The organism is Streptomyces sp. NPDC057287 (assembly GCF_042667905.1).
GTDB lineage: Bacteria > Actinomycetota > Actinomycetes > Streptomycetales > Streptomycetaceae > Streptomyces.
The window spans coordinates 306830-323740 of record NZ_JBHUYV010000005.1 but is presented as its reverse complement, the minus strand read 5'-3'; the positions used below and the strand labels follow the sequence as shown (position 1 = coordinate 323740).

The window sequence follows — 16911 nt, the reverse complement described above, 5'->3', positions numbered from 1 at the left end:
CATCCAGCTCGCCTGTCCGGAGGACCACCATGGGCCGTACGCGTGCCCGCAGAACCGTCGTCGCGCTCGCCGTCGCCACCGCTCTCGTCTCCCTCCCCGCCTGCGGCGCGGGCTCCGGCGAAGCCGACGGGAAGATCACCCTCACGGTCGCGACCTTCAGCGACTTCGGCTACAAGCCGCTCATCAAGGAGTACGAGCGCAGCCACCCCGACGTCGTCGTCAAGGAGCGCATCTCCCAGTTCGACCAGCACCACAACCAGCTGTCGACCCAGATCTCCTCCGGCAGCGGAGCGGCCGACGTGGTCGCCATCGAGGAGGGCTACCTCCCCAAGTTCCGTTCGGTGAAGGACAAGTTCACCAACCTCGCCGACCACGGCGCCATGGACCGCAAGGACGAGTACCTCGGCTGGAAGTGGGAGCAGGGGACCCTCGGGAGCCCGGACTTCGTGATGGGGTACGGCACCGACGTGGGCAGCCTCGCCATCTGCTACCGCAAGGACCTGTTCGCCCAGGCCGGCCTCCCGACCGACCGGGCCGAGGTCGCGAAGCTCTGGCCCACCTGGGACGACTACTTCGCCACCGGCAAGCGGTTCCAGTCGAAGGTGAAGGACAAGGCCTGGTTCGACAGTTCGGGCAACATCTTCACCGCGATGATGAACCAGACGGAGTTCGGCTTCTTCGACGCGCAGGACGCCTACATCGGGGAGAGCAACCCGAAGGTCCGCGAGTTCTTCACCGCCACGGCGAAGGCCACGGCCGACAAGCAGTCGGCCAACCTCCAGCCCTTCAGCCAGCAGTGGAACGCGGGCATCAAGCTCGGCCGCATGGCGACCATGACCTGCCCCGCGTGGATGACCGGCCAGATCAAGACCGCCGCCGGTGAGGCCAACGCCGGCAAGTGGGACATCGCGGCGGTACCCGGAGGCGGCGGCAACTGGGGAGGCTCCTTCCTCACCGTGCCCAAGCAGAGCAAGCACGTGAAGGAGGCCGCCGAACTGGCCGACTTCCTGACCTCGGCCGAATCCCAGAAGAAGATCTTCACCGGCCCGGTGGGCGCGCTCCCCTCGCTCGTCCCCGTGCTCGACGACGCCGAGGTCAAGGGCGCCACCCAGGAGTACTTCAACGGAGCTCCGACCGGCGAGCTCTTCGCCGCCTCGGCCAAGAGCCTGAAGCCCAACTACCGGGGGACGAAGGACCAGCAGGCCCGGATCCCGTTCGGCAACGCGCTGCAGCTCGTCGAGCAGGGCAAGGCGAGCCCGGAGCAGGCCTGGGACAAGGCCCTGGAGGAAGCGGCGAAGAACCTGCGCTGACCCACGGCGCACCGCGCTCCCCGCGTGGCCCGGTCGGCGCTCCTCCGCCGGCCGGGCTCCCGTCCCCACCCTCCCGACCTTTCGGAGAACCGGCATGGCGCTCCAGGCCACCCGCACGACCTCAGGCACCACCGCGACACCGGCCCGCACACCCCGGCTGCGCGTGGAGCGGCACCTGCTGCCCTACCTCTTCATCGCTCCCTTCTTCGTCGTCTTCGGCGTCTTCGGGCTCTACCCGCTCCTCCAGACCTTCTGGGTGTCCCTCCACGACTGGGACCGGCTGGCAGGACCGGGGGAGTGGGTCGGGTTCGACAACTTCAGCCGGCTGCTGTCGGACTCGGACTTCTACACCGCCACGTACAACACCCTCAGCATCTTCGTGCTCTCCACGGTGCCGCAGCTGGTCGCCGCCCTCGGCCTGGCCTGGCTGCTCGACCGCCACCTGCGCGCGACGAGCGTGTGGCGGGCCCTCGTGCTCGTGCCGCAGTACGTGTCCGTCGTGGCCGTGGCCCTGGTCTTCTCCCAGCTCTTCGGACGGGACTTCGGCATTGTCAACTGGGCACTGGAAGGCCTTGGACTGATCAGCGACCCGGTCGACTGGACTGCGGACAGCTGGAGTTCGCACCTCGCCATCAGCTTCATGGTCATGTGGCGCTGGACCGGCTACAACGCCCTGATCTTCCTGGCCGCCATGCAGGCGGTCCCCAGGGATCTCTACGAGTCCGCCCAGATCGACGGCGCGGGACGCTTTCTGACGTTCCGCAAGGTGACGCTGCCCTCCATCCGGCCCACCCTCGTCTTCACCGTCGTGATCTCCACCATCGGCGGGCTCCAGCTCTTCGCCGAACCCTTCCTCTTCGACCAGCAGGGCAACGCGGAAGGCGGCGCCGAGCACCAGTTCCAGACGCTGACGCTGATGCTCTACAAGTACGGGTTCATCAACAACGACGCCGGCTACGCCTCGGCCGTCTCATGGGTGCTCTTCCTCGTCATCGCGGTCATCGCCGCAGTCAACTTCCTGCTCGCACGCCGCTCCGACCGCGGCTGATCCGGGCAACCAGGAGAATCTCATGGCCGTCACCACACCCTCCCGGCCCCCCGCCGCACGTCCGGGCACCCGGCCCCGCCGCGTGGGCCGCACCGTCCCGAGCCGCGGCCCGGGGAGACTGGACAAGGCGGGGCCGTTCGCCTACGCGATCCTCGCGGCGATCACCGCGGGCTCCGTCTTCCCCCTCTACTGGAGCTTCGTCGTCGCCTCCCACGACGACAACTCCGTACTCGCCGGCTCCACCCCGCCCCTCGTCCCCGGCGGACACCTGATCGAGAACATCCAGCGTGTCTTCGAGCTGTCCGCCTTCTGGCAGGCCCTCGGCAACTCGCTGATCGTCGCCGGGACGACCGCGGTGAGCAACGTGCTCCTCGCCTCCCTGGCCGGCTTCGCCTTCGCCAAGCTCCGCTTCCCGGGACGCAACGCGCTGCTCGTCTGCGTCGTCGTCACCGTCATGGTGCCGACACAGCTCGGCATCATCCCGCTCTACATGCTCGTCACCGACATGGGCCTGTACGGCAAGCTCTCCGCGCTGATCGTGCCCGCCCTCGTCTCCGCGATCGGGGTGTTCTGGATGCGCCAGGCGGTGGAGGAGAACATCCCGGACGAGCTCATCGAGGCCGCCCGCATGGACGGTGCGGGACTGCTGCGCACCTACTGGTACGTCGTGGTGCCCGGAGTGCGCACCACGGCCACCGTCCTCGGCATGTTCACCTTCATGTTCGCCTGGAACGACTACTTCTGGCCGCTGATCGCCCTGCCTCCCGAGAACGGCACCGTGCAGATCGCCCTCAACCAGCTGGCCGCCGGCTACTACACCGACTACACGCTCATGCTCGCCGGCGTCGTCGTCTCCGTCCTGCCCGTACTCGTCGTCTTCACCGTCCTCGCGCGCCGGATCGTCTCCGGTGTCATGGCCGGCGCCGTCAAGGGCTGAGCGAGCCTTCTACTTCCTGGAGATACCGATGACCGCCGTGCCCACCGCCCCCGACCAGGACCGGCCCCACCGCCGGACGCACGCGGAGCAGCGCCCCGCGACCATCGTCAACCCGGTGCTGCCCGGATTCCACCCCGACCCCTCGATCCTGCGCGTGGGGGACGACTACTACATCGCGACCTCCACCTTCGAATGGCTCCCCGGTGTCGTCGTCCACCACTCACGCGACCTCGTGAACTGGCGCTCGCTCGGGGGCATCCTCCGCGAGGAACGGACGGTCGACCTGACGGGCCGGCCCGACTCCGGCGGGGTCTGGGCACCGTGCCTCTCGTACACCGAGGGCCTCTTCCACCTCGTCTACAGCGATGTCACCAACCTCTCCGGTGCCTTCAAGGACGTACGCAACTTCGTCATCACCGCCCCGGCGATCGACGGCCCGTGGTCGGACCCGGCACCCTTCCCGAGCCACGGCTTCGACCCGTCCCTCTTCCACGACGACGGCCCCGAGGGCGACGAGCGCAGCTGGGCCCTGTGGATGGAGTGGGACCACCGCACCGGCCACCATCCCTTCGCGGGCATCCTCCTCCAGGAGTGGGACCGGGAGAGGAGACAGGTCACCGGACCGCTGCACCGCGTCTTCGACGGCACACCCCTGGCTCACACCGAGGGGCCGCACCTCTACCGCACGGGCGACTGGTACTACCTGGTGACGGCGGAGGGCGGTACGTCCTGGGCCCACGCCGTCACCGTCGCCCGCTCCCGGACGCTGACGGGCCCCTACGAGGCGGACCCGGACGGCCCCCTCCTCACCTCGGCCGGGCACGAGACGTGGCCCCTGCAGAAGGCCGGCCACGGCAGCCTCGTCGAGACGCCCGCCGGGGAGTGGTACCTCGCGCACCTCATGGCGCGCCCTCTCACCCCCATGGGCCCCTGCGTGCTCGGCCGCGAGACAGCGCTCCAGCGCATCGAGTGGAACGCCGGCGGATGGCCCCGGCTGGCCGGCACCCCGGTCTCCGAGCCGACGGGTGCCCACGCGTCCGAGCCCGCGGGTGCCCACGCGTCCGAGCCTGCCTCCCCGCAGGCCGGCGGGCACCTCCCGAGAACCGCCGTGCCCGGCCCCGCCCTGCCGCCCGCCCCGGTCCCGGCGGTCCCCGCCCTCGACCACTTCGACGGACCCGAGCTGACCACGCCCTGGGCGACACTGCGCCGCCACCCCGACCCCTCCTGGCTCGACCTCACCGAACGCCCGGGACACCTGCGGCTGCGGGGCGGCCAGTCGCTGGGCTCCACCCATGGCCAGAGCCTCGTCGCGCGCAGACAGCAGGCGATGTCCTTCGACTTCTCCTCCCGGCTGGAGGCCGAACCCCGCTCACCGCTCCAGATGGCGGGCATCGTCCACTACTACAACTCCACGCTCTGGCACTACCTCCACCTGACCTGGGACGAAGACCTGGGCCGTGTCCTGCGCGTCGGACTGTGCGACCACGGCAGATACCTCGAACCCGAGCCGGCCGTCGCCGTGCCCGACGGCCCGCTGGACCTCCTGCTCACGGTCCGTACGACCCGGGCGCACTTCGCGTGGCGCTCCGCCCACGGGTCCCCCTGGCGGACCATCGGACCGGATCTCGACGTCACTCGTCTCTCCGACGAGAGCGCGACCCAGGGCGACCCGGCCACCGGACACTTCACGTCCTGGGGCTTCACGGGAGCGTTCGCGGGCCTGTGCGTCCAGGATCTGACCGGCGCCGCCCTGGCGGCCGACTTCGCCTGGTCGGAATACCGCGAGACGGTCTCCGGCCGCCACGAGGAGCGGTGAGGGCGGCGACGGGACCATGGCAGACTCGACGGTCACGGCCCAGGAACGGCACCGTGCGGACCTCCCAGCGGAACGGACACCTCGGATGACCTCGGACACGCGTGAGAGCCCGGGCAGGGTCACTCTGAACATGATCGCCTCCGAGGCCGGTGTCTCCGTCTCCACCGTCTCCAAGGTGCTCAACGGCCGTTCCGACGTGTCCGCGGACACCAAGGAGCGGGTCGAGGCGGTGATGGACCACCTCGGCTACCAGCGGCGCCCGGCCCGCAGACGCGGGGCCGTCATCGACCTCGTCCTCAACGAACTCGACAGCCTCTGGTCGGTGGAGATCATCCGGGGCGTCGACGAAGTGCTCCACGAAGCGGGGGCCAGCATGGTGCTCTCGGCCGTCCACGGCCGCAGCTCCGACACACGCGAGTGGATCGACCAGCTAGCGGCCCGCCGAAGCAACGGGGCGATCCTGGTCGTCTCCGACCTCACGCAGCAGCAGCGGAAGCGGCTCACCGCGCTGGACGTCCCGTTCGTCCTCCTCGATCCCGTCGGCAGCGTCGACGCCCTCGTGCCCACGGTCGGAGCGACCAACTGGGCCGGCGCCGTGAGCGCCACCGAGCACCTCATCGGGCTCGGGCACACCCGCATCGCCCACCTGGCCGGCCCACGCCAGGTGCTGTGCAGCCGGGCGCGCGCCGACGGCTTCCGCGCGACGATGGAACAGGCCGGACTGCCCATGCCGGCCGGCTGGGTGGCGCACGGGGAGTTCAACGACGCCTCCGGCCGCACCGAGACGGCCCGGCTGCTCGACGGGCTCGAGGACTCCGGTGAGGAACCGCCCACCGCCGTCTTCGCGGCCAGCGACCTCCAGGCGCTCGGCGCCTTCGAGGTGCTCCGTGACCGCGGCTACGCCATCCCGTCGGACATCAGCATCGTCGGCTTCGACGACCTGCCGGTCGCCCGCTGGACGCACCCCCCGCTCACGACCGTCCGTCAGCCGCTCTTCGACATGGCCTCGGTGGCCGCGAACGCGCTGCTCCGGGTGATCGACGGCGAGCCCGCGGACCAGTTCAGGCTGGAACTGGCGACCCAGCTGCTGGTACGCGGGAGCACGGCGCCCCCGTCCGGAGGCGCGGGCCGGACCACCTGAGCCCGGAGGTGAGACGTTCGTGGGGCCGGCCCGCCGCCGGCCCCACCGCTCACCCCTGAGGGATCACTGCCCGTAGACCTGGAACTCGTAGAGCGAGACGCCGTACGGGGTCGCCCTGGTCTGACCGAGCACCCTGACGTAGCGGCCCGTGCCGGAGACGTCGAGGGTGTCGGTGCCGCCGTCACCGGTCGTCGTCGAATGAAGGTCCGTCCACGTCCCGAACGCGGGATCGTCCGACACCTGCACCCGGTACCCCTTCGCGTACGCGGCCTCCCAGTCGAGCACGACCCGGGTCACCGCCTTCCGCGACCCCAGGTCCACGTTGATCCACTGGTTGTCCTGGAAGGTGCTGCTCCAGCGGGTCGAGCGGTTGCCGTCCACCGCCTTGTCGGGGGAGGTGGCGCCGTCCTCAGAGGAGGAGGCCCAGGCACTCCTGTCCTGGGACAGCAGCGTGCCGCCGCCTCCGGCGGCCGAGGTGCTGACCACGAGCGGAGCGGAGGCCGCGGAGGTGTTGCCGGCCACGTCCCTGGCCTTGACGGTGTAGCTGTACGCCGTGGAAGCCGAGAGGCCGGTGTCCGTGTACGTCGTGCCCGTGGCGGTGCCGACGGCGACCCCGTCACGCAGCACGCTGTAGCCGGCGACGCCGCTGCCGCCCGTGTCGTCGGTGGACGCGTTCCATCGCAGCGTCGTGCTGGAGGCCGTCCTGCCGGTGCTGACCAGTCCCGACGGGACACCGGGCGGTGTCGTGTCTGTGGTGCCGCCCGTCTGTGTGGTGACACTCAGCGCGGCCGACGCCGCTGAGGTGTTGCCCGCCGCGTCCCTGGCCCGGACGGTGTAGGAGTAGGCGGTGGCGGGGGTCAGTCCGGTGTCGGTGTAGGCGGGCGCGGTGACGGTGGCCACCTTGGTGGTGGAGCGGTAGACGTCGTAGCCGGTCACGGCGACGTTGTCGGTGGAGGCCGTCCAGCCGAGCGTGACCGAGGTCGACGTCCTGGCCGTCGAGGTGAGCCCGGCCGGGGTGGACGGCGCCTGCTCGTCACCGGCGGGCGGCTGCCCGCCGTAGAGGTCGCCGAGGCTGATGCCGGTGGTGGCCGTGGAACCGCCGAGCCGGACCTGGTGGTCGAGGCTCACGAACTTGCCTCCGCTCTGCCAGAGCGTGGGTTTCAGCAGCGCGTACTTCGCCTCGTCCCAGGTCTTCCAGTCGTTGAGGAGGAGCCCGCCGGTGTCACCGGAGTTGGGGTTCAGGCACCAGAAGGTCTGATGGATCCTCTGCTCGGCGATCAGGTCGCGCAGAGCCGTCATCCACTTCTGGTTGGGCCCGTTGTCGAGGAGTCCGCCCCACTCGCCGATGAGCAGGGGCGAGATGTTCTCCTTGTGGAGGTAGAGCCAGTTGGGGTCCCAGACGTCCCGCTCCAGCGTGGTGCGGTTCCACTCGCCCTGGAACCAGGGCTGCTGGAAGACCAGCGGGCCGTAGTCGTGCGGGGAGTAGACGAGCTGGTCCTGCTGGGCGCCGAGGTCGACGGGGTGGTCCTTCGCCCCGCGAAGGTTCCCGCCCCACCAGTTGAAGTGGTAGTCGGACTCGGTCTGCGAGGACCAGGACCTGCCGGCCTTCGGGTAGATCTCGATGCCCTCGCACAGGACGAGGACGTTCGGGTTGACCGCGAGGATGCGCCTGCCCGCCGTCTGGCAGGCGTACTTGAAGTTTTCCTGGTCGGTGGAGCCGTCCCACTTGGCCCGCGGGCTCTCGGTCTGCTTGCCGTGGGGCTCGTTCTTGACGTCCATCGCGACGATCGTGTCGTTGTCCTCGTAGCGGGCGGTCACCCACTCCCAGGCCGTGTAGAACTGCTCGGAGGTGATCCCGCCCTTCCACCACACCGGGTGGATGTGGCCCGAGTTGTCCGCCTCGGCGCTGTGCACGTCGAGCATCACCTTGATGCCGTACTGCTCACAGAGGCCGAGCCAGTGGTCGAAGACACCCAGGCTCGTGAGCCCCTTCAGCTCCGGGTTGGCGTAGGTGTTGACGCCGCTCGGGACGGTCGCCTGGCCGCTCTTCCACTCCAGGAGCAACTGGGTGGAGATCGGGACCCGCACGATATTGATGCCCCGATCGGCCATCGACTTCGTGATCTCGGTGATGTTGCCCGACCACAGGCCGTGGAATACGCGTTCGGTGGCGTTGAAACCGAACCAGTTGGTGCCGGTCAGCCAGACCTTGTCCCCGTTCGCGTCGACGATCTGATTGCCCCGGGTGTGCAGCCAGTCCTCGGCCGGGGCGGCTGCGGCCTCCCCGCTGCTCGCGGTGGACGCGGATGCGGGCGACTGCCCTGCCGAGGGGGCGACGCCGGCAGCGGCAGGAGTGGCGACGAGGGCCGGTGCGGCCGCGAGGAGGCAGGCCACGACGGCCGTGACCATCGCCAGGGGCGGACGTCTTCTGAAGAGTTTCACGGGCACCTTCCGATGCACAGGGGGACGGAAATGACTGGGAGCGCTCCCATCAGGTGAACGTCGCAGTTCCTCGGTCGGGGCGGAAGACCTTTGCGCCGGACTTCGCATTCCCGGAGGAAATGCCGGTACTCATGACGTGCGGTTTCGAGACGGGGAGAGTCGATTTCGGCCATCTGGCGTCACTCCAGGAGTGCAGCAAGGGGGCTCCAAGTGTCTTTCCCCGCTGCTGAATTCATCAGAGTGGCTCGAAATCATCCGTCGAGTCGCGAAATCGGGTGCCGCTCGTACCGGTAGATCCGTCGAGAATTCGAAGATTCCCGACCGCGACTTCCTCAGCAGGTGGCCGGTGTGCAGAATTCAGGGCGCATGGGAGCGCTCCCCCTTCGAACGCTCCCTCTCCGCCTCGACCCCGGGGCACGAGAACAGAGAGGCGAACGCATGCCGACACAGCCGCGAAACCCGAGCCGCGCCCCGACCGTCCTCCGTACCTGGGCCGCACTGCTGTCCCTGCTGGCCGCCACGTTCGGCGTGTTCCTCGCGGTGGCACCCGCCGCTGAGGCGGCGACGACCCTGTGCGAGCCGTACGCCTCCGCCGCCGTCCAGCAGGGGCGTTACGTCGTACAGAACAACCGCTGGGGTGCCTCGACACGCCAGTGCGTCGAGGTCCGCGACCGGGGGTTCGCCGTCACCGCGGCCGACCACAACAACCCCACGAACAACGTCCCCGCCGGGTATCCGTCGATCTACGCAGGCTGCCACTACGGCAACTGCACCACCGGCAGCGGACTTCCGCTCCGGGTGAGCGACGCGGCAGGGGCGCGCAGCTCGGTGGCGATGACACGGCCCGCCTCGGGGGAGTGGAACGCCTCCTACGACCTGTGGTTCGACCCGACCCCCCGGACCGACGGCCAGAACACCGGCGCCGAACTCATGCTCTGGCTGGACCACCGAGGCCGTCCGCAGCCGATCGGCTCGAAGGTCGCCACCGCACAGATCGAGGGCGCGAGCTGGGACGTGTGGGTCGGCAACATCGGTTGGAACGTCATCTCCTACGTCCGTACGGCGGGGACCGGCTCCCTGGACTTCGCGGTACGGTCCTTCACCGACGACGCCGTGGCCCGGGGACAGATCCAGAGGTCCTGGTACCTGACCAGCGTGCAGGCCGGCTTCGAGCCCTGGGTCGGCGGGGCGGGGCTCGCCGTCGGCGACTTCTCCTTCACGGCGAACGGCGCGGTGGGCGGCGCGAAGGCAGTCGTCGGACGGCAGAGCAAGCGCTGCCTCGACGTCTCGGGCGGCAGCAGCGCCAACGGCACCCCGGTGATCCTGTGGGACTGCTGGGGCGGGGCACCGCAGCAGTGGACCCTCGCATCCGACGGGACCGTAAGGGCGTTCGGCAAGTGCCTGGAGGTCGCGGGCGGAGCGGGTGCCCGTGACAACGGATCCGGCGTCGGGCTGTGGGACTGCTGGGGCGGGGCCAACCAGAAGTGGACCCTGGGCAGCGACGGGACGCTCCGCAACCCCAACTCCGGGCGCTGCCTCGAAGCCGCCGGCCAGGGCACCGCGAACGGCACCCGGATCCAGATCTGGGACTGCTGGGGCGGCGAGAACATGAAGTGGGACGTCGGATGAGCGCCCGCAGCGGACTGCGGCTGACCGCGCTGCTCGCCTCAGCGGCGCTCGCGGTGTCCCTCTCCGGCCCGGCGGCCGGCCGGAGCTCCGACCCCGTGGAGACGGCGGCGGCGGAGCCGGAGGTCATCACCGTGGACACCGGTCAGCAGTCCGGCCCCCTCAAGAAGGCCGGACTCGGCACCCTCTTCGGCGTCACGACCACCCCGGACACCCCTGCCACGCTCGCCGACGGGTCGCAGGTGCTGCTCTCCCAGCACCAGAGCCTGGACGGGGACACCTCCTACCCGAGCTCCACCGAAGCCGTGGCCGGCCGACTGCGCGGAACGGGGGTGAAGATGGTCGCCCGTTACAACGACCTCATGGGGGGCTGGCCCTACGTCTGGAAGGGCGTCGACGACTGGATGGGCAAGGTCGACAGCGCGACCCGTTCCGTCCAGAAGTACAAGGACGTGCTCCACTCCGTCGCGCCGCTCAACGAACCGGACAACAAGCTGGGCCCCCAGGCGGACAGCCCGTTCATGACCGACCCCAGGGTCCGGGGCGCCACGTACGACGCCAAGGTCAACTGGCTCTGGACCGAGACCGTGCGACGCATCCGCGCCACCGACCCGACGCTGAAGGTCATGGGTCCCAACTACGAGCACTACAACCCCTGGGAGTCCGCGGACCGCCAGCCCCGTATGCGTGACTTCCTCGTCAACGCGAAGAACAACGGGACCCTCCCGGACATCATCGGCTGGCACAGCCTGGGGCCCAGCCCGGGCGACGTCCCCGAGTCGCTGACCCGCTTCTACCGGCCCCTGGAGAGGGAGCTCGGCATCTCTCCCCGCCCCGTGATGATCGAGGAGTACGGCCCTGGCAACGGCGAGTTCGAAGGTGTGCCCGGCACGATGATCAAACACTGGGCGGAGTTCGCGCGCTACGGAGTCGACTCCGCGGCCATGGGCATCTACACCAATCCCGGTCTCCTCGGGAACACCCTCCGCCGCACGGCGGACGGGCTGAGGCCCAACGGCGGCTGGTACACCATGAACTGGTTCCGTGAGATGCGCGGGACCCAGCTCGCCGTCAGCCGCTGGGACACCCGCCATTACCAGGCGGCCGACGGCGTCGCCTCCTGGGACCCGGACGCGCGGACCGTGGCCGTCCTGGCGGGCGGCGAGGACGGGGACGTCGACGTCAGGCTGCTCGGGCTGTCCGCACGGGGCCTGGGGCCGCAGGTCCGGGTCAGTGTCGACTACGCGCTGTGGACCACCGACCCGCTGGCCACCGACAAGAGGCCGGACCGCGCCGGAGACCCCCAGAGTGCCCCGTACAACGTGTACGACAAGGTGCTCCCCCTGGACGCAGGCGGCCACCTGACGGTCCCGATCCGCCGGATGGAACGGCTCAACGGGTACCGGATCACGGTCCGGCCCGCGTCCACGCCCACCGCCCGCCCCGGCAAGTACGAGGCCGAGGACGCGCGTGGCACCGGTGTCGTGCCCCACCTGGGCAGTGACACGGCGCTGGCCTCGGGGCGCGGCTACGTCGGCGGGATCGACCGCGCGGACAGTTCCGTCGCCTTCACCGTTGAGGCGGCGAAGGCGGGGATCCACACGATGACCGTGCGCTACGCCAACGGCACCACCGGACCGGCGAGTCACACCGTCACGGTCGGGACCGAGCGGCAGGGGGAGGTGGAGTACGAGCCTACGGGGGGCTGGGCGAACACCACGATGCGTACCGCGACCACACGCGTGGCACTGTCGGCGGGCAGCAACACCATCACCCTCTCCAAGGGCCTCGGACACGCGGAGCTGGACTGCATCGACGTCCGCCCGGACACCCACCGCTACGAGGCCGAGAACGCGGCGGTGACGGACGCGGGCACCCGGCACTACCAGTGGAACGAGTTCCCCGACTACGTGGGAGGCATCGACCGTCCGACGAGCGCGGTGGAGTTCACGGTCGACGCACCCCGGAACGGCACCTATCTGCTGGACGTCGGATACGCCAACGGCCTGGCGGGCGTGGCCGACCACACCGTCACCGTGGACGGCGCGGACGCGGGCCGGATCAGCTACCCCTCCACCGGGGCGTGGCTGGGGACCGCGCGGCAGGACGCCGTGGCGAAGACCGCTACGGCGCGCGTCACCCTGCGCGAGGGCACGAACCGGATCCGGCTGACCAAGGGCCAGGGGTACGCCGAGATCGACTGGGCCGCCCTGCGGCCCGGCTGACCTGCCGGTGCGGCGCCGGCGGCGTCGCACCGGGGTGCGGGAGCACAGGGAGCGGGGGAGCGTGTCGCCGCGGTACTCAGTCGAGCACCGCGGCGACGGCCTCGATCTCGACGAGCTGGTCCGTGTAGCCGAGCACGGTGACTCCCATCAGGGTGCTCGGCACGTCGTGGTCGGCGAAGGAGTCCCGGACCACCTTCCAGGCGGTCACCAGGTCCTCCCGGTGTGCCGAGGCGACGAGGACCCGTGTGCTGATGACGTCCTGGAGGGTCGCGCCGGAGTCGGTGAGTGCGATCCGCAGGTTCTCGACGGCCTTCGCCGCCTGGCCCGCGTAGTCCCCGATCGCCGCCGTGGAGCCGTCCTCGTTCAGGGGGCACGCCCCGGCGAGGAAGATCAGGCGCGATTCGGCAGGAGCTGTCGCCGCGTAGGCGTACTCGGCGACACCGGACAGGGCGGCGGAACGGATCAGGGTGACGGCACGGGCCACGGCGGGTCGGGTCCTTCCACGGAGACGGGGGGCGTGGCCATCCTGCCAGTGGTCCGACGGGTCCCGCGCGCAATTTTCCGGCAGGTCAGGGACCCGCGCGGGTGCGCGGGTCCCTTGATCCGGACGTGAGGGATCAGCAGTTCGGTACGCCGGGCAGCCAGCTGTCGGCGACGTCGATGAAGATGTTCGAGATGTACCCCCCGTAGTCCGGCAGGTACGACCACGCGTCGTTGCTGTGGCCGTCGGCCTCGACGAGCTGGCCGTGCACCTGGCACTGCACGCGCACCGTGGTGGGGCCGGGGAGCTGTGCGACGCGGGGGGAGGCACTGGTGGCCTGCTGGCGGATGTTGACGGCGGTGCCCCAGGTCGGGAACGACTTGGTCGGGGCGCCGGTGCCGGTCCACAGATAGGTGACGGTCACCCAGCCGTTGTTGTTCAGGCCGACGTTGTAGAAGGTTCCGTCGGCCAGGTCTATGCCGGCCGGGTTGAGGACCCGGCGGCCGGACCCGTCCAACCCGCCGTTGTAGCCGTTCTGGTAGGCGGCCTGTGCCTCGGGCCTGCCCTGCGGCAGATCCTTGAAGGATTCGCGGACGGAGGATGGATTCCAGTAGTCGTCACGGGTGTTCCACGGCCCGACGTCCCACACCGGGGCGGTCTCGCAGCGCACCGGCCCGCAGACGCGCACCGAGTACTGCCCGCTGCCCTTCGGGGAGAGGCCTCGCCGGGAGGGCAACGCCACGAAGTGGTCGTTGGGGACGATCACATGCCCGTTCGCCGTGGTGCCGCCGACCAGGCCCTCCCGGGTTGCGTAGACGCTGGTCGTGAGGGCTTCCGCCGTTGCGGCCTTCTTGGGCGTGCCGTCGAGTTCGGCACTCAGGCGCAGGGCGCTGACGGTCGGTGCGGTGCCGTTCGGCGCGGAGACGAGGGTGATCCGGGTCTGCACACGGGTGACGGCGCGGGGCAGCAGGGCGGGGCTGACCTCGCGTGCTTCGCGCCATTCGGTCCACTGCCCCAGCCCGTCCCGGCCGCGCACGTCGACGGCGACCTGTGCTCCGCCGGGGACGGTCGCATCGAGGTCGGCCGTGATCCGGTCGACGGCGCGGTCGAGGACGCGTACGGGAAGCACGACCGTGCCCTGTCCTTGAGGGGAGCGGGAGGAAGCGGGCCTCAGGCCGGTGTCGTGGAGGCGTAGTCCACCGTCGGCACGGTTGAGATTCGTCGTGTCCGCCGTCGGCGCGGACAGGTCCGCCCGCCAGTTGACGGCCCCGAGTGGGGCGTCGTCGGGCAGGGCGTCCCGGGCGGCGGCAGGGCCGGCCGTGAGAGTCAGAGCCACGACCGCCAACAGGGAGGCGGCGACCGCCGCCCCTCGACGGGCGGGGACGGCGTGGGCGTTGGGTCTCTGGGTGCGGCGCATGGTGCGCCTCCTTCTCGGTGGGGGAGGGGAAGGCGTTACGAGCAGCGGGGCACGCCCGGGAGCGCGTTCCCGGGAGAGGTGACGTAGATGTTGGTGATCCAGCCGCCGTACTGGGGCAGATACGCCCACCAGTCGTTGACGTAGGGCGGAACCGACACCTGCCCGCCCTGCTTCTGGCAGCCGACGAGGACGTCCACTCCGGCGGGCAGAGTGGTGAGCGCGGCGGAGGAGGTGGTGGCCCCGGTGCGGACACGGACGCCGCTGCCCCAGGTGGTGAACCGGGTGCCTGTGGGGCGGACAGCTCCGGGTACGTTCAGGGAATCGGTGAGGGCGGTGACCTTGCTGTAGGCGGTTCCGTACGGGGTGCCGTCGGGGTGCAGGGTGAGCACGGCCACCACCGTCCGGTCGTCGGGCCCCACGGTGCCGGTGGTGTGCAGCGCGTCGGACGTCAGGTCCACCGCCGCGGCGGAGGCGCCCCCGGAGGGCGCCGCGGCGCCGGCCCCCCGATGGGTGTCGGCTCCCTCGGCGCCGTCCGCCCGCACGGATGTACGGGGGCGTGCGACGTGCGAAGGCGCGGCAGCCGGTGTCCCGGAGGAGGCACAGCCGCCGGAGCTGAAGCCGGACCAACCCTGCTTGACGGCCAGGGGGCCGTCGAACGCGGAAGGCAGCCCGAATCCCTGGTCGAATCCGTCGGCGGCGCACCGCTCCGACCGGTGCAGCGCCCCCATGACGAGGTCCCGGACCGGCGCCGGGGCCGTGTCGAGGAGGTAGCGGTAGACGCGGACCGTGTCGGCGGCGGTGGTCGCCGCGTAACCCCAGTAGCCCGGGTAGCCGGCCGGCGGCGGCGCCGTACCGGTGAGCCCCAGGCGAGGCACCATGCGGGTGATCACGGCACTGCCGCCACCCGTGGACCAGTAGTGACTCGCGGCGGCATCGTCACTCCTGCTCAGCATCGCCTCGAGCCGGTCCCGGTCCGCCTGGGGCACCTCGTATGCGGGCGCCCGGTTCCAGAGGAAGTCCAGTGCGAGCAGCAGCTTGACCACGGAAGCGGAACGGAAGGCCCGGTCCGCCTGGACGGATTCGGTGAAGCGGCCGGTGAGCCGGTCGAACACCGCGATGCCCGCTGTGACGTTCGCGGGGATGTCCACGACGCTGCGCTTCTCCGTCCCGGTCGGCGTCACCTCGGCTTCGGAGCCCGCCACCGCGAGTCCAGAGGGCGGTGCCGCGGCGGACGCATCGCCGCGGACGGGGGCAGGTGAGGAGAGGTTGGCCGTGGTCGCGGCGGGTGAGGCGGCCGCGGAGCCGGTCAGCGCGAGCAGGAGTCCGGCGGCGGTGGTGAGGGCGGCGCCGAGGAACGAGGCCCGGCGGGCTGGACGGAGCGAAGGCATGGGAGTGGGGGCTCCTTCGGGGCACGGACGCACCCGGCCGGCGGCCCGGTGACGCTGTGGCACGTGGACGCCACGGTGGCGGGGGCCGCGCGTGAGGCGCAAGCAATTCGTTCCTGGTCGAAGGAGCCCGACGCACGCTTGTCAGCGGTACGGGCCCCCGCTACGTTCCCGACGTCTCACCGCGCCTCGACCCGGCTCCGTCCGGGCCGCCTCCCCCACCTAGGAGCATTCGTGAGGTTCCTCAGACGTCTACCCGCTCTGTTCGTCGTCGCCTTGATGGCCCTGACCGGTCTGTCGGCCGCCCCGGCACAAGCAGGGGAGGCCGGTGCGACGGCCGCGCCCGTCTTCAAGGCGCCCTACCCCTGCGGCCAGCGCTGGACCTACAGTCACCACTCGGCCGAGGTGCGCCGAGCGCTGGACTTCGTGCGCGCCGACGGCGGTACGACGGCGGGCACTCCGGTGCTCGCCTCGGCAGCCGGCACGGCGACCCGGTACTCGCAGCCGAGCGGGGCCGGCAACTACATAGCCATCAATCACGGCGGCGGGTGGACGACGTACTACTTCCACCTCTCCGCGTACTCCGTCCCGAGTGGCGCGTCCGTCGCACAGGGACAGCAGATCGGCGTCACCGGCAGCACCGGCAACTCCTCCGGGGCACACATCCACTACGAGCAACTGCTCAACGGGGTGGGCCAGAACATCGTCATCAACGGCGCCGGCCTCTCCTACCCCGGCAGTTACAACCAGGCGTACCTCACCAGTGACAACGGATGCGGTGGCAGCGGCTACCCGTTCAGCACCTGGGGCAGCGGGGTGAACGTCCGCGCCGACGCCCGTGTCAGCGCGCCCGTCGTCACCACCCTCGCCGGCCCGACAGCCGTGCGCGTGCTGTGCCAGAAGCAGGGCGACACCGTCAACGCCGAGGGGTACAGCAACAACTGGTGGAGCAAGCTGCGCGATCAGAACGGCTTCATCAGCAACATCTACATCGACCACCCGGACGCGAAGCTGCCCGGCGTACCGCTCTGCTGAGACCCTTGAGCGGCTCGACGGCGGTCCGGCCGGGACGAATTCCGGTCG

The 16911-nt window shown here is 70.5% G+C and carries 12 protein-coding genes; 8 read left to right on the top strand and 4 right to left on the bottom strand.

The genetic code is table 11. The features are described 5' to 3' along the window. The first annotated feature begins 29 nt into the window (after positions 1–29). From ACFUNE_RS12170 to ACFUNE_RS12150, 5 genes are all read left to right on the top strand, one after another. Positions 30–1310, top strand: coding sequence for an ABC transporter substrate-binding protein (locus tag ACFUNE_RS12170; protein ID WP_383565451.1), 1281 nt, complete (start codon positions 30–32; stop codon positions 1308–1310). Between the two features lie 94 nt (positions 1311–1404). Continuing rightward, entirely contained in the window at positions 1405–2358 is a 954-nt protein-coding gene (locus ACFUNE_RS12165) for a carbohydrate ABC transporter permease (protein WP_383565449.1), read from the top strand. 22 nt (positions 2359–2380) lie between these two features. Next, a complete protein-coding gene (locus ACFUNE_RS12160) occupies positions 2381–3295 on the top strand; it encodes a carbohydrate ABC transporter permease (RefSeq protein ID WP_383565447.1) in 915 nt (304 codons plus the stop codon). Positions 3296–3323: 28 nt separating this feature from the next. Next, positions 3324–5111 (top strand): glycoside hydrolase family 43 protein, encoded by a 1788-nt coding sequence (locus ACFUNE_RS12155; protein ID WP_383565445.1) that lies wholly within the window; start codon positions 3324–3326, stop codon positions 5109–5111. A gap of 85 nt (positions 5112–5196) precedes the next feature. Beyond that, positions 5197–6252 (top strand): LacI family DNA-binding transcriptional regulator, encoded by a 1056-nt coding sequence (locus ACFUNE_RS12150; protein ID WP_383565443.1) that lies wholly within the window; start codon positions 5197–5199, stop codon positions 6250–6252. A gap of 63 nt (positions 6253–6315) precedes the next feature. Here ACFUNE_RS12150 and ACFUNE_RS12145 read toward each other — a convergent pair whose 3' ends face one another. Beyond that, positions 6316–8694 carry a cellulase family glycosylhydrolase gene (locus ACFUNE_RS12145; RefSeq protein ID WP_383565441.1) on the bottom strand — a complete coding sequence of 793 codons (2379 nt, stop codon included), beginning with the start codon at positions 8692–8694 and terminating at the stop codon, positions 6316–6318. A 438-nt stretch (positions 8695–9132) separates the two neighbouring features. Between ACFUNE_RS12145 and ACFUNE_RS12140 the strand changes: the two genes are divergently transcribed. Both ACFUNE_RS12140 and ACFUNE_RS12135 read left to right on the top strand, forming a co-directional pair. After that, positions 9133–10323 (top strand): RICIN domain-containing protein, encoded by a 1191-nt coding sequence (locus ACFUNE_RS12140; RefSeq protein ID WP_383565439.1) that lies wholly within the window; start codon positions 9133–9135, stop codon positions 10321–10323. Next, complete coding sequence (locus ACFUNE_RS12135) at positions 10320–12545, top strand: CBM35 domain-containing protein (protein WP_383565437.1); 2226 nt, start codon at positions 10320–10322, stop codon at positions 12543–12545. Before ACFUNE_RS12140 ends, ACFUNE_RS12135 begins: the two co-directional genes overlap by 4 nt. 76 nt (positions 12546–12621) lie before the next feature. On the opposite strand, the gene ACFUNE_RS12130 is transcribed toward ACFUNE_RS12135, so the two are convergent. The 3 genes from ACFUNE_RS12130 to ACFUNE_RS12120 all read right to left on the bottom strand — a co-directional run bounded on the left by ACFUNE_RS12130 (position 12622) and on the right by ACFUNE_RS12120 (position 15831). Next, a complete protein-coding gene (locus tag ACFUNE_RS12130) occupies positions 12622–13029 on the bottom strand; it encodes a RidA family protein (RefSeq protein WP_383565435.1) in 408 nt (135 codons plus the stop codon). Positions 13030–13162: 133 nt separating this feature from the next. After that, positions 13163–14443, bottom strand: coding sequence for a hypothetical protein (locus tag ACFUNE_RS12125; protein WP_383565433.1), 1281 nt, complete (start codon positions 14441–14443; stop codon positions 13163–13165). A gap of 35 nt (positions 14444–14478) precedes the next feature. Next, on the bottom strand, positions 14479–15831 hold the full coding sequence (locus tag ACFUNE_RS12120) for a hypothetical protein (protein WP_383565431.1): 1353 nt from the start codon (positions 15829–15831) through the stop codon (positions 14479–14481). Positions 15832–16062: 231 nt separating this feature from the next. Here ACFUNE_RS12120 and ACFUNE_RS12115 point away from each other — a divergent pair, with 231 nt between their 5' ends. Further along, positions 16063–16863 carry a peptidoglycan DD-metalloendopeptidase family protein gene (locus ACFUNE_RS12115; RefSeq protein ID WP_383565429.1) on the top strand — a complete coding sequence of 267 codons (801 nt, stop codon included), beginning with the start codon at positions 16063–16065 and terminating at the stop codon, positions 16861–16863. The last annotated feature ends 48 nt before the right edge of the window (positions 16864–16911 follow it).